At 66.9% G+C, this 17,115-nt stretch carries 17 protein-coding genes; 9 read left to right on the top strand and 8 right to left on the bottom strand.

Annotated features, from left to right (window positions below; genetic code table 11):
- Positions 1–55: 55 nt before the first annotated feature.
- Positions 56–1,132, bottom strand: coding sequence for a helix-turn-helix domain-containing protein (locus ACFVUS_RS05520; RefSeq protein ID WP_387761955.1), 1,077 nt, complete (start codon positions 1,130–1,132; stop codon positions 56–58).
- 189 nt (positions 1,133–1,321) lie between these two features.
- On the opposite strand from ACFVUS_RS05520, the gene ACFVUS_RS05515 reads away from it, so the two are divergent.
- From ACFVUS_RS05515 to ACFVUS_RS05500, 4 genes are read left to right on the top strand one after another with little or no spacing between them, the layout of a single operon-like run.
- Positions 1,322–2,752 carry an aldehyde dehydrogenase family protein gene (locus ACFVUS_RS05515; RefSeq protein WP_387761954.1) on the top strand — a complete coding sequence of 477 codons (1,431 nt, stop codon included), beginning with the start codon at positions 1,322–1,324 and terminating at the stop codon, positions 2,750–2,752.
- A complete protein-coding gene (locus ACFVUS_RS05510) occupies positions 2,745–3,815 on the top strand; it encodes a MaoC family dehydratase N-terminal domain-containing protein (RefSeq protein WP_387761953.1) in 1,071 nt (356 codons plus the stop codon). Before ACFVUS_RS05515 ends, ACFVUS_RS05510 begins: the two co-directional genes overlap by 8 nt.
- Before the next feature lie 32 nt (positions 3,816–3,847).
- Positions 3,848–4,552 (top strand): hypothetical protein, encoded by a 705-nt coding sequence (locus ACFVUS_RS05505; protein ID WP_387765414.1) that lies wholly within the window; start codon positions 3,848–3,850, stop codon positions 4,550–4,552.
- A complete protein-coding gene (locus ACFVUS_RS05500) occupies positions 4,545–6,152 on the top strand; it encodes a GMC family oxidoreductase (RefSeq protein WP_387761952.1) in 1,608 nt (535 codons plus the stop codon). The genes ACFVUS_RS05505 and ACFVUS_RS05500 overlap by 8 nt, the downstream gene beginning before the upstream one ends.
- A gap of 59 nt (positions 6,153–6,211) precedes the next feature.
- Here ACFVUS_RS05500 and ACFVUS_RS05495 read toward each other — a convergent pair whose 3' ends face one another.
- The 4 genes from ACFVUS_RS05495 to ACFVUS_RS05480 form a co-directional block, all read right to left on the bottom strand.
- Positions 6,212–6,592: a DUF2784 domain-containing protein gene (locus ACFVUS_RS05495; RefSeq protein ID WP_387761950.1), complete on the bottom strand. Its 381-nt coding sequence runs from the start codon at positions 6,590–6,592 to the stop codon at positions 6,212–6,214.
- 356 nt (positions 6,593–6,948) lie between these two features.
- Entirely contained in the window at positions 6,949–8,412 is a 1,464-nt protein-coding gene (locus ACFVUS_RS05490; protein WP_387765412.1) for an SDR family NAD(P)-dependent oxidoreductase, read from the bottom strand.
- Between the two features lie 164 nt (positions 8,413–8,576).
- On the bottom strand, positions 8,577–10,109 hold the full coding sequence (locus ACFVUS_RS05485; RefSeq protein WP_387761949.1) for a hypothetical protein: 1,533 nt from the start codon (positions 10,107–10,109) through the stop codon (positions 8,577–8,579).
- Positions 10,106–10,321, bottom strand: a complete 216-nt coding sequence (locus tag ACFVUS_RS05480; RefSeq protein ID WP_387761947.1) for a hypothetical protein — start codon at positions 10,319–10,321, stop codon at positions 10,106–10,108. The genes ACFVUS_RS05485 and ACFVUS_RS05480 overlap by 4 nt, the downstream gene beginning before the upstream one ends.
- Positions 10,322–10,512: 191 nt before the next feature.
- Between ACFVUS_RS05480 and ACFVUS_RS05475 the strand changes: the two genes are divergently transcribed.
- From ACFVUS_RS05475 to ACFVUS_RS05465, 3 genes are all read left to right on the top strand, one after another.
- Positions 10,513–11,208, top strand: a complete 696-nt coding sequence (locus ACFVUS_RS05475; protein WP_387761946.1) for a TetR/AcrR family transcriptional regulator — start codon at positions 10,513–10,515, stop codon at positions 11,206–11,208.
- A gap of 85 nt (positions 11,209–11,293) precedes the next feature.
- Positions 11,294–12,439: an acyl-CoA dehydrogenase family protein gene (locus ACFVUS_RS05470; protein ID WP_387761945.1), complete on the top strand. Its 1,146-nt coding sequence runs from the start codon at positions 11,294–11,296 to the stop codon at positions 12,437–12,439.
- Complete coding sequence (locus tag ACFVUS_RS05465) at positions 12,423–13,109, top strand: TetR/AcrR family transcriptional regulator (RefSeq protein ID WP_387761944.1); 687 nt, start codon at positions 12,423–12,425, stop codon at positions 13,107–13,109. The genes ACFVUS_RS05470 and ACFVUS_RS05465 overlap by 17 nt, the downstream gene beginning before the upstream one ends.
- A gap of 21 nt (positions 13,110–13,130) precedes the next feature.
- On the opposite strand, the gene ACFVUS_RS05460 is transcribed toward ACFVUS_RS05465, so the two are convergent.
- A complete protein-coding gene (locus tag ACFVUS_RS05460) occupies positions 13,131–13,697 on the bottom strand; it encodes a TetR/AcrR family transcriptional regulator (RefSeq protein ID WP_387761943.1) in 567 nt (188 codons plus the stop codon).
- Positions 13,698–13,862: 165 nt separating this feature from the next.
- On the opposite strand from ACFVUS_RS05460, the gene ACFVUS_RS05455 reads away from it, so the two are divergent.
- On the top strand, positions 13,863–14,621 hold the full coding sequence (locus tag ACFVUS_RS05455) for a hypothetical protein (RefSeq protein ID WP_387761942.1): 759 nt from the start codon (positions 13,863–13,865) through the stop codon (positions 14,619–14,621).
- Here the strand turns inward: ACFVUS_RS05455 and ACFVUS_RS05450 are convergent.
- Positions 14,597–15,067: a hypothetical protein gene (locus tag ACFVUS_RS05450; RefSeq protein WP_387761941.1), complete on the bottom strand. Its 471-nt coding sequence runs from the start codon at positions 15,065–15,067 to the stop codon at positions 14,597–14,599. The two genes, ACFVUS_RS05455 and ACFVUS_RS05450, sit on opposite strands and share 25 nt — an antisense overlap.
- 139 nt (positions 15,068–15,206) lie before the next feature.
- Between ACFVUS_RS05450 and ACFVUS_RS05445 the strand changes: the two genes are divergently transcribed.
- Positions 15,207–16,040: an LLM class F420-dependent oxidoreductase gene (locus ACFVUS_RS05445; RefSeq protein WP_387765410.1), complete on the top strand. Its 834-nt coding sequence runs from the start codon at positions 15,207–15,209 to the stop codon at positions 16,038–16,040.
- 75 nt (positions 16,041–16,115) lie between these two features.
- On the opposite strand, the gene ACFVUS_RS05440 is transcribed toward ACFVUS_RS05445, so the two are convergent.
- Positions 16,116–17,012 (bottom strand): alpha/beta hydrolase fold domain-containing protein, encoded by an 897-nt coding sequence (locus tag ACFVUS_RS05440; protein WP_387761940.1) that lies wholly within the window; start codon positions 17,010–17,012, stop codon positions 16,116–16,118.
- Positions 17,013–17,115: the final 103 nt, after the last annotated feature.

The following is a 17,115-nucleotide window of genomic DNA, read 5'->3' as shown; positions in this document are numbered from 1 at the left end:
ACCGTTGTCGCCAGGCCATTCGGACATATGGATCGGGCAGGTGGCTAGGCGGTGGTCAGTGGGTGAGACGGTGCGACTCTCGCAGCCGCCGCAACACGATCGCCAGGTAGAGGCGGCCGCGTCCGTAGCAGTCGGTGAGGAAGAACCCGAACACCGACTCGGCGGCGGCGACCCGGTGCGCGACGGTGTTGTGGTGGGTGTCCAGCGCGCGTGCGGCCTGACGGATCGAGGTCGAGGCGACCACCACGTCGAGAGTGCGCAGCATGTCCGGCCCGGACTCGGCCAGCACCCGATCCAGCGCCCGCACGTCGTGCATCCGGTCGATGAGCTCGGGAGTCATACCCTCGGCGAGCGCCTCGTATCCGCGCAATCGCCAGTACTCGAAGGCCACGCCCTCTTCGATCAGATACGGTCCCCGATCGCGCGGACTGGGTTGGCTGAACCGCAGTGCCGCAAGGGCTTCGACCACTGCGGTCGGCGCATCGATCACCGGCAGCTCCCTGCTGATGCCGAGTTGCACGCCGGTCGGCACACCCTGCTGCAACAGCGTGGCGACCCGGGGCCCGATCGTGATCATCACGGTGAGCTGATGCCGCGGCGCGCTCATCACCCGCACCCCGCCGCGTCGCAGCGCTTCGGCGAGTCTGGTGATGCGGGACGCCGGTCCGTGCGCGAGCAGCACGCGCGCGGGCTGCTCGGCACTCAGTCCGAGGTGGGCCGCCGCGCTGCGGCGGGCGGCCCGGGATTCGGTGTCGGTGGTCAGCACATCGACCGTGCGTTGCTCGGACATCAGCGATCCGTGCCGGGCGGCCTCGTCCAGCGCCAGCGTCACGCACAGGGCGAGCCGTTGCAGCACCGCCCAGTCCTCGTCATCGGCCGCTCCGCCCAATCCGACGACCACACCGTCGGCGGTCGACGACGTCGCCGAAATGTGTTCGGGCCAGCTGTGTCCGGCGCTGCCGGTGCCGTCGGCGGCATGCACCGTCCCGGCGTATCGCACCGCGACGGCGCGGCCCAGCCAGCGGCTGGTGGCCGCCACGATATGGGCGGCGGACGCGCGTTCACAGGTGAGTGCGTCGAAGAATCGAAGGATGTGCACGGGCACCGAGTCGCCCGCTACGAGGCCTGTCATGCGCCACGCCCTCCTCACCGAGGTTGCCTCACGTCGTGGCGCGACACTAACCGTCCATCCGGCTCGGCGGTAGGGGCATTTGGCTAGCCGAATTCGATGCGACGGCGTGTGTGCCGTGACAGGTTGCAGTCATACCGAATTCCCGGAGAGCCGATGCTGAAATCTCTCGAGCACATATGGATCGGGGGCGTGTGGACCGAGCCACACGGTACCGAGTACGTCACCTTGATCGATCCCCGCGACGGAAAACCCAGTGCCGCAGTGCGTTGCGCCGATGCGGTGGATGTGGATGCCGCTGTCTCGGTGGCCCGGCGACTCTTCGACGACGGGCCGCAGTGGCCGTTGCCCGATCGCCTTCGTGCGCTCTCGCGCCTCGCGGAGATCATCGAGCGTCGTGTCGAGGACTTCGCGGACATCATCTCCGAGGAGATGGGGGCCCCGCCCGCGTTCGCGCGGCAGGGACAGGTCGGGACCGCGGTGAGTACCCTGCGCGGAATCGTCGCGGCGGCCTCCACCTTTCGGTTCACCGAGACCGTCGCCGACTCGGTGGTGGTCGCCGAGCCGGCGGGGCCGGTCGCCGCGATCACGCCGTGGAACTTCCCACTGCATCAGGCGCTGGGCAAGGTTGGTGCCGCGTTGGCGTGCGGTTGTCCGGTCGTGCTCAAACCCTCCGAGCTGACACCACTTTCGTCGTACCTGCTGGCGGAGGCGGCGCTCGAGGCGGGCGTGCCTGCCGGGTGGCTGTCGGTGCTCGCGGGCCGCGGCGAGGTGACCGGCCGAGCCCTGGTGGAACATCCGGACATCGAGGTGGTGTCGTTCACCGGCTCGACCGAGGTAGGGCGGTCCATCGCCGCCACGGCGGGGGCCCGGCTGGCGCGGGTCGCCCTCGAGCTCGGCGGCAAGTCGCCGAGCGTGCTGCTCGACGACCTCGACGACGACGCCTTCGCGGCCGCTGTCACCACCAGCCTGCGCTTCTGCATGATGAACGCCGGGCAAACCTGTGCGGCCTGGACCCGAATCATCGTTCCCGCAACGCGATACGCGGATGCGGCCGCGCTGCTGCGTGAGCTCACCGCGACCTATGTGCCGGGGGAGAATCTCGGTCCGCTCGTCTCGGCGACGCACTGGGAGCGGGTGACCGGGTTCCTGCGCGAGGGCGTGGACGCGGGGGCGGAGGTCATCCACGGGGAGCCCGCTCCGCCTCGTCCGGCACACGGCTACTACCTGAATCCTGTTGTGTTCGGCCGGGTTACGCCATCCATGCGAATCGTGCGTGAGGAAATCTTCGGCCCGGTGCTGGTCGTGCAGACCCATTCCGGAGACGACGACGCCGTACGGTTGGCCAACGACACATCCTACGGTTTGGGCGGCGCGGTATTCGGTGCGGACCAGGCCCGTGCGGTAGCGGTGGCCCGGCGGATTCGTTCGGGCAGCGTGCACATCAACGGGCTCAACGGCAATCGGTCCGCGCCGTTCGGCGGATTCAAACAATCGGGTATCGGACGGGAGTTCGGGCGGTGGGGTCTCGAGGAGTTCCTCGAGGTGAAATCCATTCAGCCGCCGCCCGGATTCGCCTACCCGGTATCGCATTCTCTCCTGCTCGAGGAAAATCATGAGTGAACCGGCACTGTCGTCATCGGATTTGCGCGCTGCGGGGGAGCGTCTCATGGGCGCGGACGCCGGCGCCCCACGCGCCGGCCGCGACCCCGTCAACCAGCCGATGATCAACACCTGGATCGAGGCCCTCGGGGACGCGAATCCGATCTATGTCGACGAGATCGCTGCCAAGGAAGCCGGATTCGACTCCGTGACAGTCCCGCCCGCGATGGCGCAAGCCTGGACCATGCCCGCGCTCGGCGCCGAACGCAGCGACGATCATCCGACGGTACGGCTCTTCGAACTGCTCGACGTGGCGGGATACACCTCGCTGCTGGCCACCGACTGCGACACCGTCTACCACCGCTATCTGGCGCTGGGCGACCAGGTTTCGCTGCATGCCACGCTGGCGGGGTTCGACGGGCCCAAGCAGACCGCCCTCGGCGAAGGGTGGTTCTGCACCGTGCGCAGCATCTGGACGGTGGGGGAGGAGATCGTCGCCGAGATGGACTTCCGGATGCTCAAATTCCGTCCGACGCAGCGGATCGACGATTCCCGGACGCGTGCCACGGATGCCGAGACCGCTTCTGCGCGTAGGTCTTCGACCGCCGGGAACGCTCGATACGGCGGTGCTCCGCCACGGCCTGTGCCCGCGAGGCCGCCCGTGGCGCGGGTCGGCGATCGACTGCCGGATCTGGTGCTCGAGGCGACCCCGACATTCATCGTGTCGGCGGCCCTGGCGACCCGCGATTTCCAGCCCGTCCACCACGACCGCGACTACGCGCGTGCCCGCGGCTCCCGGGACACCTTCGCCAACATCATCACCGATACCGGCCTGGTGCAGCGCTTCGTCACCGACTGGGCCGGGCGGCGGGCGCAGATACTCGCCATCAAGCTGCGTCTGGGTGCACCCTGGTACGCCTACGACACGCTCGTCATCACCGGCGAGGTGAAAACTGTTTCCGGACAACAGGTGTCAGTGGCGGTGACCGGTACCTGCGCGTTGGGCAAGCACATCATCGCGACAGTCGATCTGCTGATGGACCGGACCGTCGCATCGGCAGAGCAGGTCCGGAGGGTGCAGTGAGCGACTCCGAACGCAGACCCGACATCGCGGCGATGCTGCTGGACCGGATCGGCGACAGCCATCCGGGACTGCGAACCCGCGAACGGGAGTGGACGTGGGATGAGGTGGTCACCGAATCGAACCGCCGCGGGGCGCTCGCCGGCGCCACGGTCGTGGGCATCAATCCCACCCGAGACGATGACACCGTCGCCGCCGAAATCCGCCAAACCGACTGCCGACTGATCGTCGCCGATACCCACGGTGCGGCCCGGCTGCAACGTCTCGATATCGGGCTGCCGCCCGACCGCGTCATCGACATCGAGAACGCCTCCACCCTGGTCACCGAACGGGTGCTGCGGCGCTACCCCGGGATTCTCGCCGCCGCCGCGTACGCGGTGCCCGATCCACGATCCGGGGACCTGCTCATGGCCGCCATCGAGGTGCGCGACCCGGCGTGCCTCGATCTCGAAGCCCTGGCAGGCTATTTGAGCAAGCAGGACGATATCGGCGGCAAGGGAATTCCGCGCTTATTACGGATATCGACACTATTGCCGACGACCGGATCGAACAAGATCATGAAACACTTACTGCGGCAGCACCGCTGGGACACCGACGACCCGGTCCATCGATGGTCGGGCCGTCCACCGGTCCGTTACACGCCGCTGACCGCGGCCGACAAGCGCGGCCTGGCAGACGAATTCGCGGTCCACGGGCGCGAGCATCTGCTCGTGCGGCCAGAGGTGCGGCGCAATGGGTGACGTCGACAGCTACGACTATGTCGTCGTCGGCGCGGGCAGCGCCGGCGCGATCGTCGCGAGCAGACTTGCACAACGAGGCGCGAGCGTCGTCCTGCTCGAGGCCGGACGCAAGGATGACACCCGGCTGGTCCGAGTCCCTGGAATGACCTTCATGGTGCACACGGTGCCGCAGATCAAAGCCCGGTTGTGCTGGAAGCAGTATTCGGTGCCGCAACGGCAGGCCGCTGGGCGTCGTATCCCGATGACCCGCGGCAAGGTGCTGGGCGGTTCGAGCTCGGTGAACGGCATGGTGTTCGTGCGCGGCAACAGTGCGAACTATGACGGTTGGGCCGCCGAGGGCTGCGAGGGATGGAGCTTCGAGGAGGTGTTGCCCGCCTTCAAACTCATGGAGGACTGGGAGGGCGGAGCGAGTCGGCTGCGCGGTGCGCGCGGTCCTATCGCGGTCACCCGTGCCACCGAAATCAGTGCCGCCACCCGAGATTTCCTCACCGCCGCGTCGGACACGCTGAGCACGCCGATCATCGACGACTACAACGGCGAGTCTCAGGAGGGGCTGTCGCTGTTCCAGCAGAGCACCCGCGGTGGCGTGCGCTACAGCGCGGCCCGCGGCTACCTGACCGACCGGCCCCAGCTGCCGCGGCTGCACATCGAGACCGGAGCCCACGTCGCGCGCGTCGTGATCGACAAGGGCCGTGCGATCGGCGTGGAAGTGCTGGACGGCAAGAGAACTCGACTCATCCGGGCCGATGCCGAGGTGGTGCTGTCCGCCGGTGTGATCGGTTCGGCGCAGCTGCTCATGCTCTCCGGAATCGGCCCGGCCGCGCACCTGCGTGAGCACGGCATCGATGTGATCGCCGATCTGCCGGTCGGCGACAACCTGCATGACCATCTGTTCGTGCCGCTGACCTTCGTCATGAAGACCTCCCCGCATCGAGGCACGCTCGGCCACTTCGTGAACGGCCTCGCCGCCGAGATCCGGCGCCCGGGATCGGGTTGGTTCGGCCGCACCTTCCTCGAAGGAGTCGGATTCGTGCGGACTTCCCGAGCCGACACGATCCCGGATCTGCAGCTACACACGCTGCCGTGGAGCTACGTCGCGCCCAATCAGGACCGTGACATCGTGCACCGGGTCGACCCCCGGCCCGCGTTCACCGTCATGCCGACCATGATCTATCCCCGCAGTCGGGGCACCGTGCGACTGGCCTCCACAAACCCTCTCGAAGGTCCCCTCATCGACCCCGCGTACCTGTCGGAGCCCGCCGATACCGAAGTACTGCTGGAGGGAATCGCCATGGTCCGGGAAATCATGCGGCACCGGTACTTCGAGCACGACTGCCTCGGTGAACTGCACCCCGGCTCCGATTTCGCCGATCCCGCGGCGATGCGCCGCGAGCTGCCCCACCGCATCCATTCGGTCTATCACCCGGTCGGCACCTGCCGTATGGGAGTCGACGAACGTGCCGTGGTCGACCCCCGGCTGCGGGTCCGCGGAATCGAGGGCCTACGGGTCGCCGACGCCTCGATCATGCCGAGCATCACCGGCGGCAACACCAACGCCCCGAGCCACCTCATCGGCGAAATGTGCGCGTCGTTCATGTAAGGGAATCCATTCGCACACCCGCATCACCATCAGCCGATCGTCCGACCACGGGATGCATGTCATCTCGCGGCAGCGGTTCTGGTGCCGCGGCGGCGCGAGAGCCATACCAGGCCCGCCCACGAGCCGATCACGCACAGCGCCACCAGGATTCGCACCAGGTCGAGGGCGTCGCGCGGGTAGAGGACGCCGGTGATGTAGTGGTCGATGAAGCCGGTCGAGGGTAGTCCGGCATCGCCGGCCTTATGTCTGGCCCAGTTCTCCAGATTGGTCAGCGGGCAGTCGAATCCGAACAGGATGGTGCTGAAGCCCCAGGCCACGGCGGCAAGATGCAGCCAGATGGTGCGCGGCCAGCGCCACGCGATTAACCCGCCGACCACCACGTAGGCGACGAACAGAAAGTGCACGACCGCGGTGACGTCGGCCAGCAGCCGGTACAGCATGTCCCCAGCATAGGGCCGGTTTCGAGATGGGGGAGGGGAAGTCTTCGGCATATCAACACGTCGATATGCGCATCAAAGCAAGTGTTCCCGGGGGAGTCTAGTGCGTCAAACTGCGGTGTAGCGGAGGACCTCTCAGGCCCAGAAGGTGGGCCGCCGCCGGCTCAGAGATCTGCTATCTGCATTAGGGCAGGTCAGGAGTTCAACATCTATAACATATTTATACGGCACTATGCGCATCTACGCATGTGTTTCACATTCTCATGTCTTCCGGCGGTTGGCGACAGGCCAAAAGGAAAAAAGAACTGCCTATGAAAGAGGGGCCGACCAGTTCGGCCCCTCTTTCGAATTGGTGTCCGCTACCAGGCGGAGGACTCGTAGTCCTTGAGGAAAACGCCGTGTACGTCGTCGCCGGCTTCGCCGCGGACGATGGGGTCATAGACGCGGGCCGCGCCGTCGACCAGGTCGAGGGGAGCGTGGAAGCCCTCTTCGGCGAGGCGGATCTTGGTGTAGTGCGGGCGTTCATCGGTGATCCAGCCGGTGTCGACGGCGGTCATGAGAATGCCGTCGGCTTCGAACATTTCGCGGGCGCTGGTGCGGGTGAGCATGTTCAGCGCGGCCTTGGCCATATTGGTGTGCGGGTGGCCCGCGCCCTTGTACGCGCGGCCGAAGACGCCTTCCATGGCGGAGACGTTCACGACGTACTTGCGGCGGGCGGCGGCAGCGGCCATCGCGGGGCGCAGGCGCGAGATGAGGATGAACGGCGCGGTCGAATTGCACAGCTGCACTTCGAGGAGTTCGGTGGCGTCGACTTCGCCGACGGTCTGCACCCAGCTGTTGGTGTGCGCGAGGTCGGGCACGAGACCACCCGCGTCGATGGCCACGCCTTGCGAAATGCGTTCGGGCGTAGCCGAACCCGCGATTAGCGCGAGATCGGTGATGTCGGCGGCGGTGAGGCTCGGGGTCAGGGATGCGGTGAGCGCGGTCGGGTGCGCCTGCATGGTTTTGCCGAAGGTGACCACGTCGGGGAGCTCGCCCGCGGGCAGCGGTCCGGATTCGGCCTCGATGAGCGCGCTGTACGAGCCGGGGGAGCGCCGCACGGTTTGCGCGGCGTTGTTGATGAGGATGTCCAGGGGCCCTTGTGCGGCAACATCATCGGCGAGTGCGAGCACCTGGGCCGGATCGCGCAGGTCGATGCCGACGATGCGCAGCCGGTGCAGCCAGTCGGCGCTGTCGGGCTGGGCGGCGAAGCGGCGGATGGCGTCGTTCGGGAATCGGGTGGTGACCGTGGTGTGCGCGCCGTCGCGGAGCAGGCGCAGCGCGATGTACATGCCGATCTTGGCGCGGCCGCCGGTGAGGAGTGCGCGTTTGCCGGTGAGGTCGGTGCGGGCGTCGCGTTTGGCGTGGCTGCGGGCGGCGCATTCGGGGCAGAGCTGGTGGTAGAACGCGTCGACCCGCGTGTACTTCTGCTTGCAGATGTAGCAGGGGCGGGCGCGCAGCAGGGTGCCCGCGGTGGCGACGCCGGTGGTGCTGGAGCTGATGGGGATGCCGGCGGTTTCGTCGTCGATCCGGTTGGGTGAGCCGGTGGCGGTGGCCGCGATGACGGCTTTATCGGCTTCGGAGACGGTGTCGCGGGCTTCGATGCGCCGGCGCTGCTTGAGTTTTTTGAACATGTGCCCGACCGCGTGCTGGACGGTGACCGAGTCGGGGTGGTCCTTGTCCAGCTGTGCTGCCTGTTCGAGGACCCGCAGGCAGATCGCGAGTTCTGCGGCGTCGATGGCCGTGGTCTCGGTGTCGTGCGCTGGTGCGGTGTTGGTGGCCATCGGTGGGAGCTGCTGCCTTCGTGCGGTGGGCGGGTGGGCGTCGTCCATTGTCGCATCGGTGGCGGGGTGGGTTTGCCACGGCCACGTGCGGATATGGCGCGGGGCACAGTGGGATACGCCGGTGCCCCGCCGCGTGGTGGCGGCGGGGCACCGGTGGGGTGTGGCTATTCGGTTGTGGCGCCGAGGGGTTCGAGTTCGGCGGCGTCGTTGTCGCGGCCGAGTTCGCGGGCGCGTTCGGCGAGCTGTGTCAGGAGTCCGGCGGGGATTTCGGCGCGGACTTCGATGAGGGCGTGCCAGACGATCGGGGGTGTTTCGGTGGTGAGGGCGGCGAGGAATTCTTCGAGGTCGTCCATGCCGTCGATGATTTCCAGGACGCGGGCGCGGCCCTGTTGGTCTTGGGCGAGGGCGATGTCGACGAGGGTGTGGATGTTGTCCCCGCGTGAGGCGGTGAGGACGGCGGCGAGGAGTTGTTCGCGGGTGAGGTCGCCGATGCAGGTGGCGAGGATGGGTGTGACGGTGTCGGGCAGTGCGTCGACCAGGGGTAGCGCCTGTGTCCAGAGGTCGTGTTCGGCGGTGCTGGTGATGACGGCGCGCAGGACGTCGGGTTCGGACATGACGGGCAGTGCTGCCATGCGGCGGCGGTTGTCGTCGGTCATGGCCAGGGCGATGGGGATGAGGGCGTCCCAGAGTCCGGCGGTGTCGGCTTCGCGGACGAGTTCGCCGAGGCGGGTATCGGTTTCGGCGGCGACGCGGGCGGCGATGAATTCGATTTGGGCGCTGGGCAAATGGGCCGCGAGGGGGAGCAGGTTCAGCCATTGGCCGCCGTCGAGTGCGGTGTCCATGATGGCGGCGAGGATGTGTTCGGCGTGGACGGCGGGGCGTTCGGCGAATAGTCGCAGGCTGTCGTGGTTCATGGCGCTGGTGATGGGCAGCAGGGTGGCCCAGGCGTCGAGTTCGTGGACGGCGGTGATGAGGGCGTCCAGGACGTCGTCGCCGAGTCCGGCGGTGATGTTGCCGATCCAGGCGCGGTTGTGGGGTGCGATGGAGTCGAGCAGGTCGATGCCTTCGGCCCACATGGATTGTGCTGCGGCGGCGCGGATTACGCCGGGGACGCGGTCGGCGACGATGTGCAGGACGTTGTCGATGGCGGTTTTGTCTTCGAGCAGGAAGCCGATGCGCAGTAGGTCGGTGTCGCTCATGACGGGTGCGGCGGCGCGTAGTGCGGGTTCGGGGACGACGTGGACGAAGCGGCCCATGGTGATGTGGTCGCCGTGGGTGAGGAGTTCGCGGGCGACGTCGACGACGAGTTTGGCGGGGACGGCGGCGATGATGGCGGCGGTGCGGCGCGGGTCGAGTTGGACGGCGCATTCGGCGAGGAAGGGGGCGGGCAGGGATTTGGCGATGTCGATGGCGCGGTGGGGTTCGACGGCGCTGGCGACGGCGGCGCAGAGGGTGGGTCCGAAGGCGCGTTCGGCGACTTTGGCGCTGATGGTGACGGGGACGAGTTTGGCTCCGGCGGCGACGCCTTTGAGGCGTTTGGTGTCGCGGTCGAAGAGCAGGTCGGTGGCGCGTTCGCGGAATTCGCGGATGGCGGTGGGTGGCAGGTCGACGAGGAAGTCGAGTTCGGTGGGGTCGGTGATGCCGAGCAGGCGCGCGAGTTTGGTGGTTTCGGCGACGGCGACGAGGTGTTCGCTCATAGTCCCAGTGCTTTCTTGACGGCGGGGCGCATGAGGCGCGGGACGAAGTCGAGGGAGCTCGAGATGGCGGCGTCGAGGTTGTCGCCGCGGCGCGTGAGGGCGGCGCGCAGGAGTCGGTCGAGTTCGGTGAGGTCGGTCTCGGGGAGCCGGTCGAAGTCCGCGGGCAGGGGTGCGCGCAGGGTGTCGGCGAGTTGGCGTGCTGCGTGGGACATCGGGTGTCTTTCCGGGTCGATCGTACTGCCGGTACGGGATTCGATACTGGCAGTACGTTCTGGGTGAATGCAATGCCGGTGGGCTGACCTGGGTTGTGGCTTCGATCACTTGACTACCCGGTAACAAGCGCGGTTAACGGCGCGGATTGCGGCGTGAGCCTTCGTACCGCTGGTACGTGTACACTGCCCGCGTGGCTCGAATCAGTGCCGGATCCGCCCCGCTGCAGGTGACCCGTGACGACATCGTGGATGCGGCGGTGCGGGTGATCGATCGTGACGGTCCGCGTCCCAGCATGGATGACATCGCCCGCGAGGCCGGGATCACCAAACCGCGGCTGTACCGCCAGTTCGCCGATAAGGGTGATCTGTTCACCGAGATCGCCGATCGTATGACCCGGCGGGCGTTTTCGGCCACGGGGTCGGATATGACGCTGATGCTCGCGCCGCCGCGGGCGGCGCTACAGCGTGTGTTCACCGATTACGCGAATGGAATCCTGGAGCATCCCAACGTTTTTCGTTTCCTGGGTCAGTCGCCGGCGCAGCAGTCGGGTGCGGGTGTGCTGCAACTGGATCTGGGTCGTGAGGCCGCGGGCAAGTTGACCAAGATGGCGCGGTCGGTGGCCGAGGCGGTGCCGTTGGAAACCTCGGGCCTGGAATATCTTTCGCGCGCGCTGGTGGGTGCGGTGGTGGCGATCACCGATCTGTGGCTTTCGGATTCGGATCGCCCGTCCGCGGCGCAGACGGCCGAGTTCATCGATCAGGCGACGGAATTGGTGTGGGGTCTGATCGATGGTTTCCTGCGTCGTCAGGGCATCGCGGCTGATCCGGACACGCCGATTTTCGCGACGTTCGCCGAGGTCAATCAGGCGCGGTCGGCCACCGATTGACGCATTGTTGACACTTTGCCAATAGCCGTGCACCCTTGGTCACGAGGCGCGCGTGAGTGCGCGCAGGACAAGCGAAGGAACGACGATGGCACGCCCCGCATGGAGCGACGACGAGGTCGAAGCGGTACGAGGACTGGCGAGCACCTTCTTCGAGAAGGAGGTGATCCCGCACGAGGAGAAGTTCATCGACCAGGGCCATCCCGATCGCGCCCTGTACAACCGGGCCGGTGAACTCGGCCTGCTGTGCGCGGCCATCCCGGCCGAATACGGTGGTGGCGGCGGCACATTCGCGCACGAGGCCGCCATCATCGAGGCGCAGACGCATCTGGGCGACGGCGCGCTGGGCATGTCGGTGCACTCCTCGATCATCGCCCCGTACATCCATCAGTTCGGCTCCGAAGAGCTCAAGCGGCACGTGCTGCCCAAGGCCGCCAGCGGTGAGATGCTGCTGTCCATCGGTATGACCGAACCCGGCACCGGATCGGATCTGCAGAACATCAAGACCCGCGCGGTGCGCGAGGGTGATGAGTACGTCATCACCGGATCGAAGATCTTCATCTCCAACGGCTGGCTGTGCGACGGCATCATCCTGGCGGTGAAAACCGATCCCACCCAGGGCGCGTCCGGTGTGTCGCTGATCTTCGCCGAGGTCGGGGACGACACCCCGGGCTTCACCCGCGGTCGCATCCTGTCCAAGATCGGCGGCAAGGGGCAGGACACCGCGGAGCTGTTCTTCGACGGTCTGCGCGTGCCCGCCTCGAATCTGCTGGGGCAGGCCGAGGGCCAGGGCTTCTATCAGATGATGCAGATGCTGGCCCAGGAACGCCTGGTCACCGCGATTCTTGCGGTGGCGATGACGGAGAAGGCGGTCGAGTTGACCGTCGAATACACCAAGGGCCGTGAGGCTTTCGGCAAACCGCTGTTCGCCATGCAGAACACCCGGTTCGAGCTCGCCGAGTGCGCCACCATCGCCAAGGTGGGCCGGGTGTTCCTCGATGATTGCATCGCCAAACACCTGCGCGGGGAACTGGACATTCCCACCGCTGCCATGTCGAAGTACTGGTTGACCGACCAACTCGGTACTGTGGTGGATCGCTGCCTGCAGTTCTTCGGCGGCTATGGCTACATGACCGAATATCCGATTGCCCAGTTGTACACCGGCGCCCGGGTTCTGCGGATCCTCGCGGGCGCCAACGAGGTGATGAAGGACCTCATTGCCCGCTCACTCTAGTACCCCAGCACCGTCGACGACCGGCGGTAATACCGACTCGCGGCCGACGCCCGCCGAGGACACCACGTCCCGGCGGCGCCGCCTCGAGCCCGACGAGCGCCGCGCGCAGATCCTGTCCTGCGCCATCGACATGTTCGGCGAGCGTCCGTACGCGGCTGTCTCCACCGCGGAATTGGCCCAGCGCGCCGGTGTGGCGCGCGGGCTGATCAATCACTACTTCGGCAATAAGCGCGATCTATATCTGGCGGTGGTGCGCCGAATGGTGACCCTGCCGCGCCCGGACTACATGGTCGCCCCCGAGGGGACCATCCGGGAGCGAGTGGAGGCGAGCGTGGAGTGGTTGCTGGACACCATCGGCGAACACGGCACCACGTGGGTCAAGGTCACCGGCCTGGAAGGGATCGGCGACGATCCGGATGTACAACGCATTCTGGACGAGGCCGATAACGCCGCGGCCGAACGCGTCGTACAGATGGTCGGCCTGAGCGATTCGCTGCACAGCGCCGAATTGCGTGCCCTGGTGCGCTGTTACGGCGGCCTGGTCAAGGCGGCGGGCCGGGAGTGGATCGTGCGCGGCACCCTGGACCGCCCGCAGGTGCACGATCTGCTGGCCGACACCCTCACCACGTTGATCACCCAGTCGTTCCCGAAGGTCAACGGCGAGATCTGATCTCGGCCGGTGCGCTGTCGATCAGCTCAGCGCACCGGTTCCCCGGGTGGCCAGCAGCCGGAAATCCGCGGCCAACCGCGCCGGATCGGCGCGGAAGTCGTCGTCGATCCACCACGCCAGCACCCCGACGGTGGCCGCGGCGTAGAACTGGGCGATGACCTCGGTGGCGGGGCCGTCGCCGATGATGTTCGGCGGCAGCCGATCTCGCAGCAGCTGCACGATCACCTGGTGCAGATGCCGGTGTACCAGCGCGCCGCCGGGACGCCCGCACATGGCCCGATACACGCGCTGATTGCGGTGCGCGTGCTCGAAGATCAACGCGGCGGGCCGATCCACCTCGATCGGCTGACGCGCGGAGAGCATTCGATCGAATTCGGTCTCGAGCTGTGCGCGCATATCGTCGAAAGTCGTTGTCAGCAGCGCTTCCTTATCGCGGTAGTGCGCGTAGAAGGTGGAGCGGCCGATATCGGCGCGGTCGAGGATGTCCTGCACGGTGGTCTGCTCATAGCCCTGTTCGAGTACCAGCGACAGGAATGCCTCGTGCAGTGTGCCGCGGGTGCGCCGCACCCGCCGATCCTGATCGCCCATCACCGTCTCCTCACTGTTTCCGGACAATTCGCGCGAGGTGTCCGGAACCGTACATATCCCCGGATTTGGTTGTTGACCTGCACCGGAGCCACCCCAGCATAATCGAACACATAGTTCGGAAACAGATTCTCTGTTCGAAAAAATCTCGCAGGAAACGAGGGTGGCATGTACCCCTTCCCAGTGGCCGTCTGGCTGATCGTGCTCGCCGGAGTCTCCGGAACCGTGCTGCTTCTCGGCGCGGGATTGCGCCGCGCCGGCAATCTCCGCCTCGGTCTCGCCGCCGGAACCGGCTGGGCCGCATGGGCTCTAGTGATCGCACTACTGGCGAACGCGGGCGCGTTCCGGTTGACCCCGCACACCGCCAACCCGCTGATCGGCGTCGCCGCCCTGGGCGGTACCGCGATCGCGCTGGGCTGCACCGGAATTCCCGCGATCACCCGCATCCTGAGCGATCCGGCCGCCCCCTGGCGCTTGACCGCGCCGCACATTCTGCGCGTCACCGGCGGCACCGTCTTCCTGACCGCGTTCGCCCTGGGCTCGCTCCCGGCGATCTTCGCGCTCCCGGCCGGACTGGGTGATCTGGGCATCGGCCTCGAGGCGATCGTGCTGTCGCGGATGTTGCGGCGCGGCAGCGTCGGTCGCGGCGCGCTGCTGTGGTTCAACATCCTGGGCACGCTGGATCTGGTCACCGCGATGACGCTGGGTTTCCTGGCCGCCCCCGGTCCCACCCGCATCATCACCGTCACCCCGACGACCGCCGCCAACGGCCTGCTGCCGCTGGTGCTGATCCCCACGGTCATCGTCCCGATCATGCTGACCCTGCACATCGTATCGCTGTCGAAAATGCGTGCGGCCGTCCGGGACTCACGCCGTCCCGGACGAACCGCCGCCCCCTCGGACTACGGGATCAGTTCGGGACTGTAGATGCGCGCCACTCCTTGGCCGTTATGGGTGATCTCGGCGTAGCTGACGTAGTGGTGGCCCGCCACCACCGCGGCAGTGTTCGTCGCCAGCGGCGGGGAGGGGTAGCTGCCGTTGAAGCACGGCATGGTGTCGCTGATCGCGACCTCCTCATTCGCGCCGGTGCGGTAGGCGTCCTTGTCGATGATCTTCACGACCATCGTGCAATTGTCGATCGTCGAACCGCCGGTTTTGACGGTCAGGCTGCCGTACGCCTTGAGTACGCCCTGGTACTGGTAGACGCAGGACTGCACCTCGGCCGCGCCGTCGCTGGTCAGGAAAACCCCCGAGCAACTCTTGGCGACCTCCCATTCGGGCGGATCGGCCTGCGCGGCCGGAGTGAACGCGAAAAGTGCTGCGGCACTAGCGAAACCACAGGTCAGAACACGCGACAAAGAACTGAAGGACATGTCGTACCCTCTCGATTGCCGAACTCGTGGAACCGTTGATATCGATCTCGGCTCACTCTAGAGATGCTTCCGAACGGAAACATGACCGCAATAGTCGGGGCGGGGAATGCGATCCGACGCGGGGCTGTTGCCCGCAGGTATGGCGAATGATCAACTCGGAACGTTCGGTGTGTGGCGGCCATATTCGATGGTGACCCCCGAACAGGTGCGTGAGCTGGAGGAACTCGGGTACGGTGCGGTCTGGCTGGGCAGTTCGCCGCCCGCGGACTGGGACGGATACGAGGCGTTGCTGGCCGGATCGGACGCGATCGTCCTCGGCACCAGCATCGTGAACGTGTGGGCCTCCCCGGCGACACAGGCCGCGGACACCTTCCACCGCCTCGACGCCCGATTCCCGGGACGATTCCTGCTCGGCATCGGAGCCGGACATCGCGAACACACCGGCGAATACACCAAACCCTATGACGCACTTGTGCAGTACCTCGACGAACTCGACGCCGCGGGGGTGCCCAAGGAGGGGCGCGCCCTGGCTGCGCTCGGCCCCAAGGTCGCCGAACTCGCGCGCGATCGCACCGCCGGAGCGTTGCCGTACCTGTCCACCCCCGCGCATACCGCGTCCCTGCGCAAGCTGCTGGGCCCGGACACCCTCATCGCGCCCGAACACAAGGTCGTGCTTGACACCGACATCGACCGGGCGCGCGAACTCGGCCGCAACTCCACCAGCTTCTATCTCTCGCTGAGCAATTACGTGAATAACCTGCGCCGCTCCGGTTTCCACGACGCGGACCTCACCCCGCCCGGCAGCGACCGCCTCGTGGACGCCCTGGTGCTGCACGGCACCGCCGAGCAGGTAGCCGATGCCGCCGCCGAACATCTGCGCGCGGGCGCGGATCACGTGGCCCTGCAGGTGCTGGGTGAGGATTACATGCGAGACCTGCGCGCCTTGGCGCCGATACTGACCGCCCGCGTCTGACCACGATCGCCCCGGGATGCGCCGCACGGTGAGATGCCGTGCGGCGCCGCGCTGTTCGTGCGAGCGCTGACGCGGTCAGCGCACGAGTACACCGGTGAGGAACTCGACCATCTCACCGATCGCGCGCTCGGCCTCCGGGATCGGGAATAAAGGCCACGCGTGCAGCATGCCGGGATATTCGTGCCAGGCCAGTTCGATACCGAATTCGGCTGCGCGGGAACGGAATCGGTGCGCGTCGACATTGAGGATATCGCGGGTGCCGGTGAACAGCGCGATCGGCGGCACCCCGGTCAAATCCGCGAACATCGGGCTGATCAGCGGATCGGAGACCGCACGCTCCCCGGCGTAGAGTCGCGCGAGCTCGGCCACCCCGCGCACCGGGAGAATCGGGTCGCGGGGTTCGAGCTCGGCCAGCCGCGGATCACTGAGCGTGGCATCCAGACACGGTGAGAGCAGCACCAGGGCCGAGGGCACCGTCAATCCCTCGGCAATAGCCTGAATTGTCAGTGACAGCGCAAGATTCGCGCCCGCGGAATCACCGAGCAGCACCGGCGCGTCCCCTCCGGCGATATCGGCGTAGAACGGCAGCAACCACGCGAAAACCTCATCGGCGGTGCATTCGGGGGCCAGCGGATACATCGGCACCGCGACCGGACGATCCAGCCGCTGCACCAACGCCTCGATCAACTCCCAATGCGGATCCGCGATCGGCTCGACCCACCCACCCCCGTGCAGATATATCGCGGGCGTCCCCGAAGCCGCCGTGCGCGGACTCAACACGAAGACCCCGCGCCCGCGAAAATCCATCTCCCGCACCGAGACCCGCCCCCGAATCTTCGCCGACGGCACCGCCGGACCCTTCGCCCGATCCGCCGCGATTGTCGCCCGAATCCGTTGCGCCCCATCGTATTTGCGCCTCACTCGCAGCGCGCGCACGACAACGGTCAACAGTTCGGCTCGAATGCTCGCCATGGGCGCTCCTGAAATGTAAGTGCGACTTTGATGCGACCGATCGGCGCGGCAGCCAAACGATCGCTCACCGCGAATCGACCTCGAACCCATCGTGGGCCGCAGT

Source organism: Nocardia sp. NPDC058058, from assembly GCF_042885355.1.
Lineage (GTDB): Bacteria > Actinomycetota > Actinomycetes > Mycobacteriales > Mycobacteriaceae > Nocardia.
Note: the sequence above shows the minus strand (reverse complement) of the source record. Positions and strands in the feature narration are given on the sequence as shown.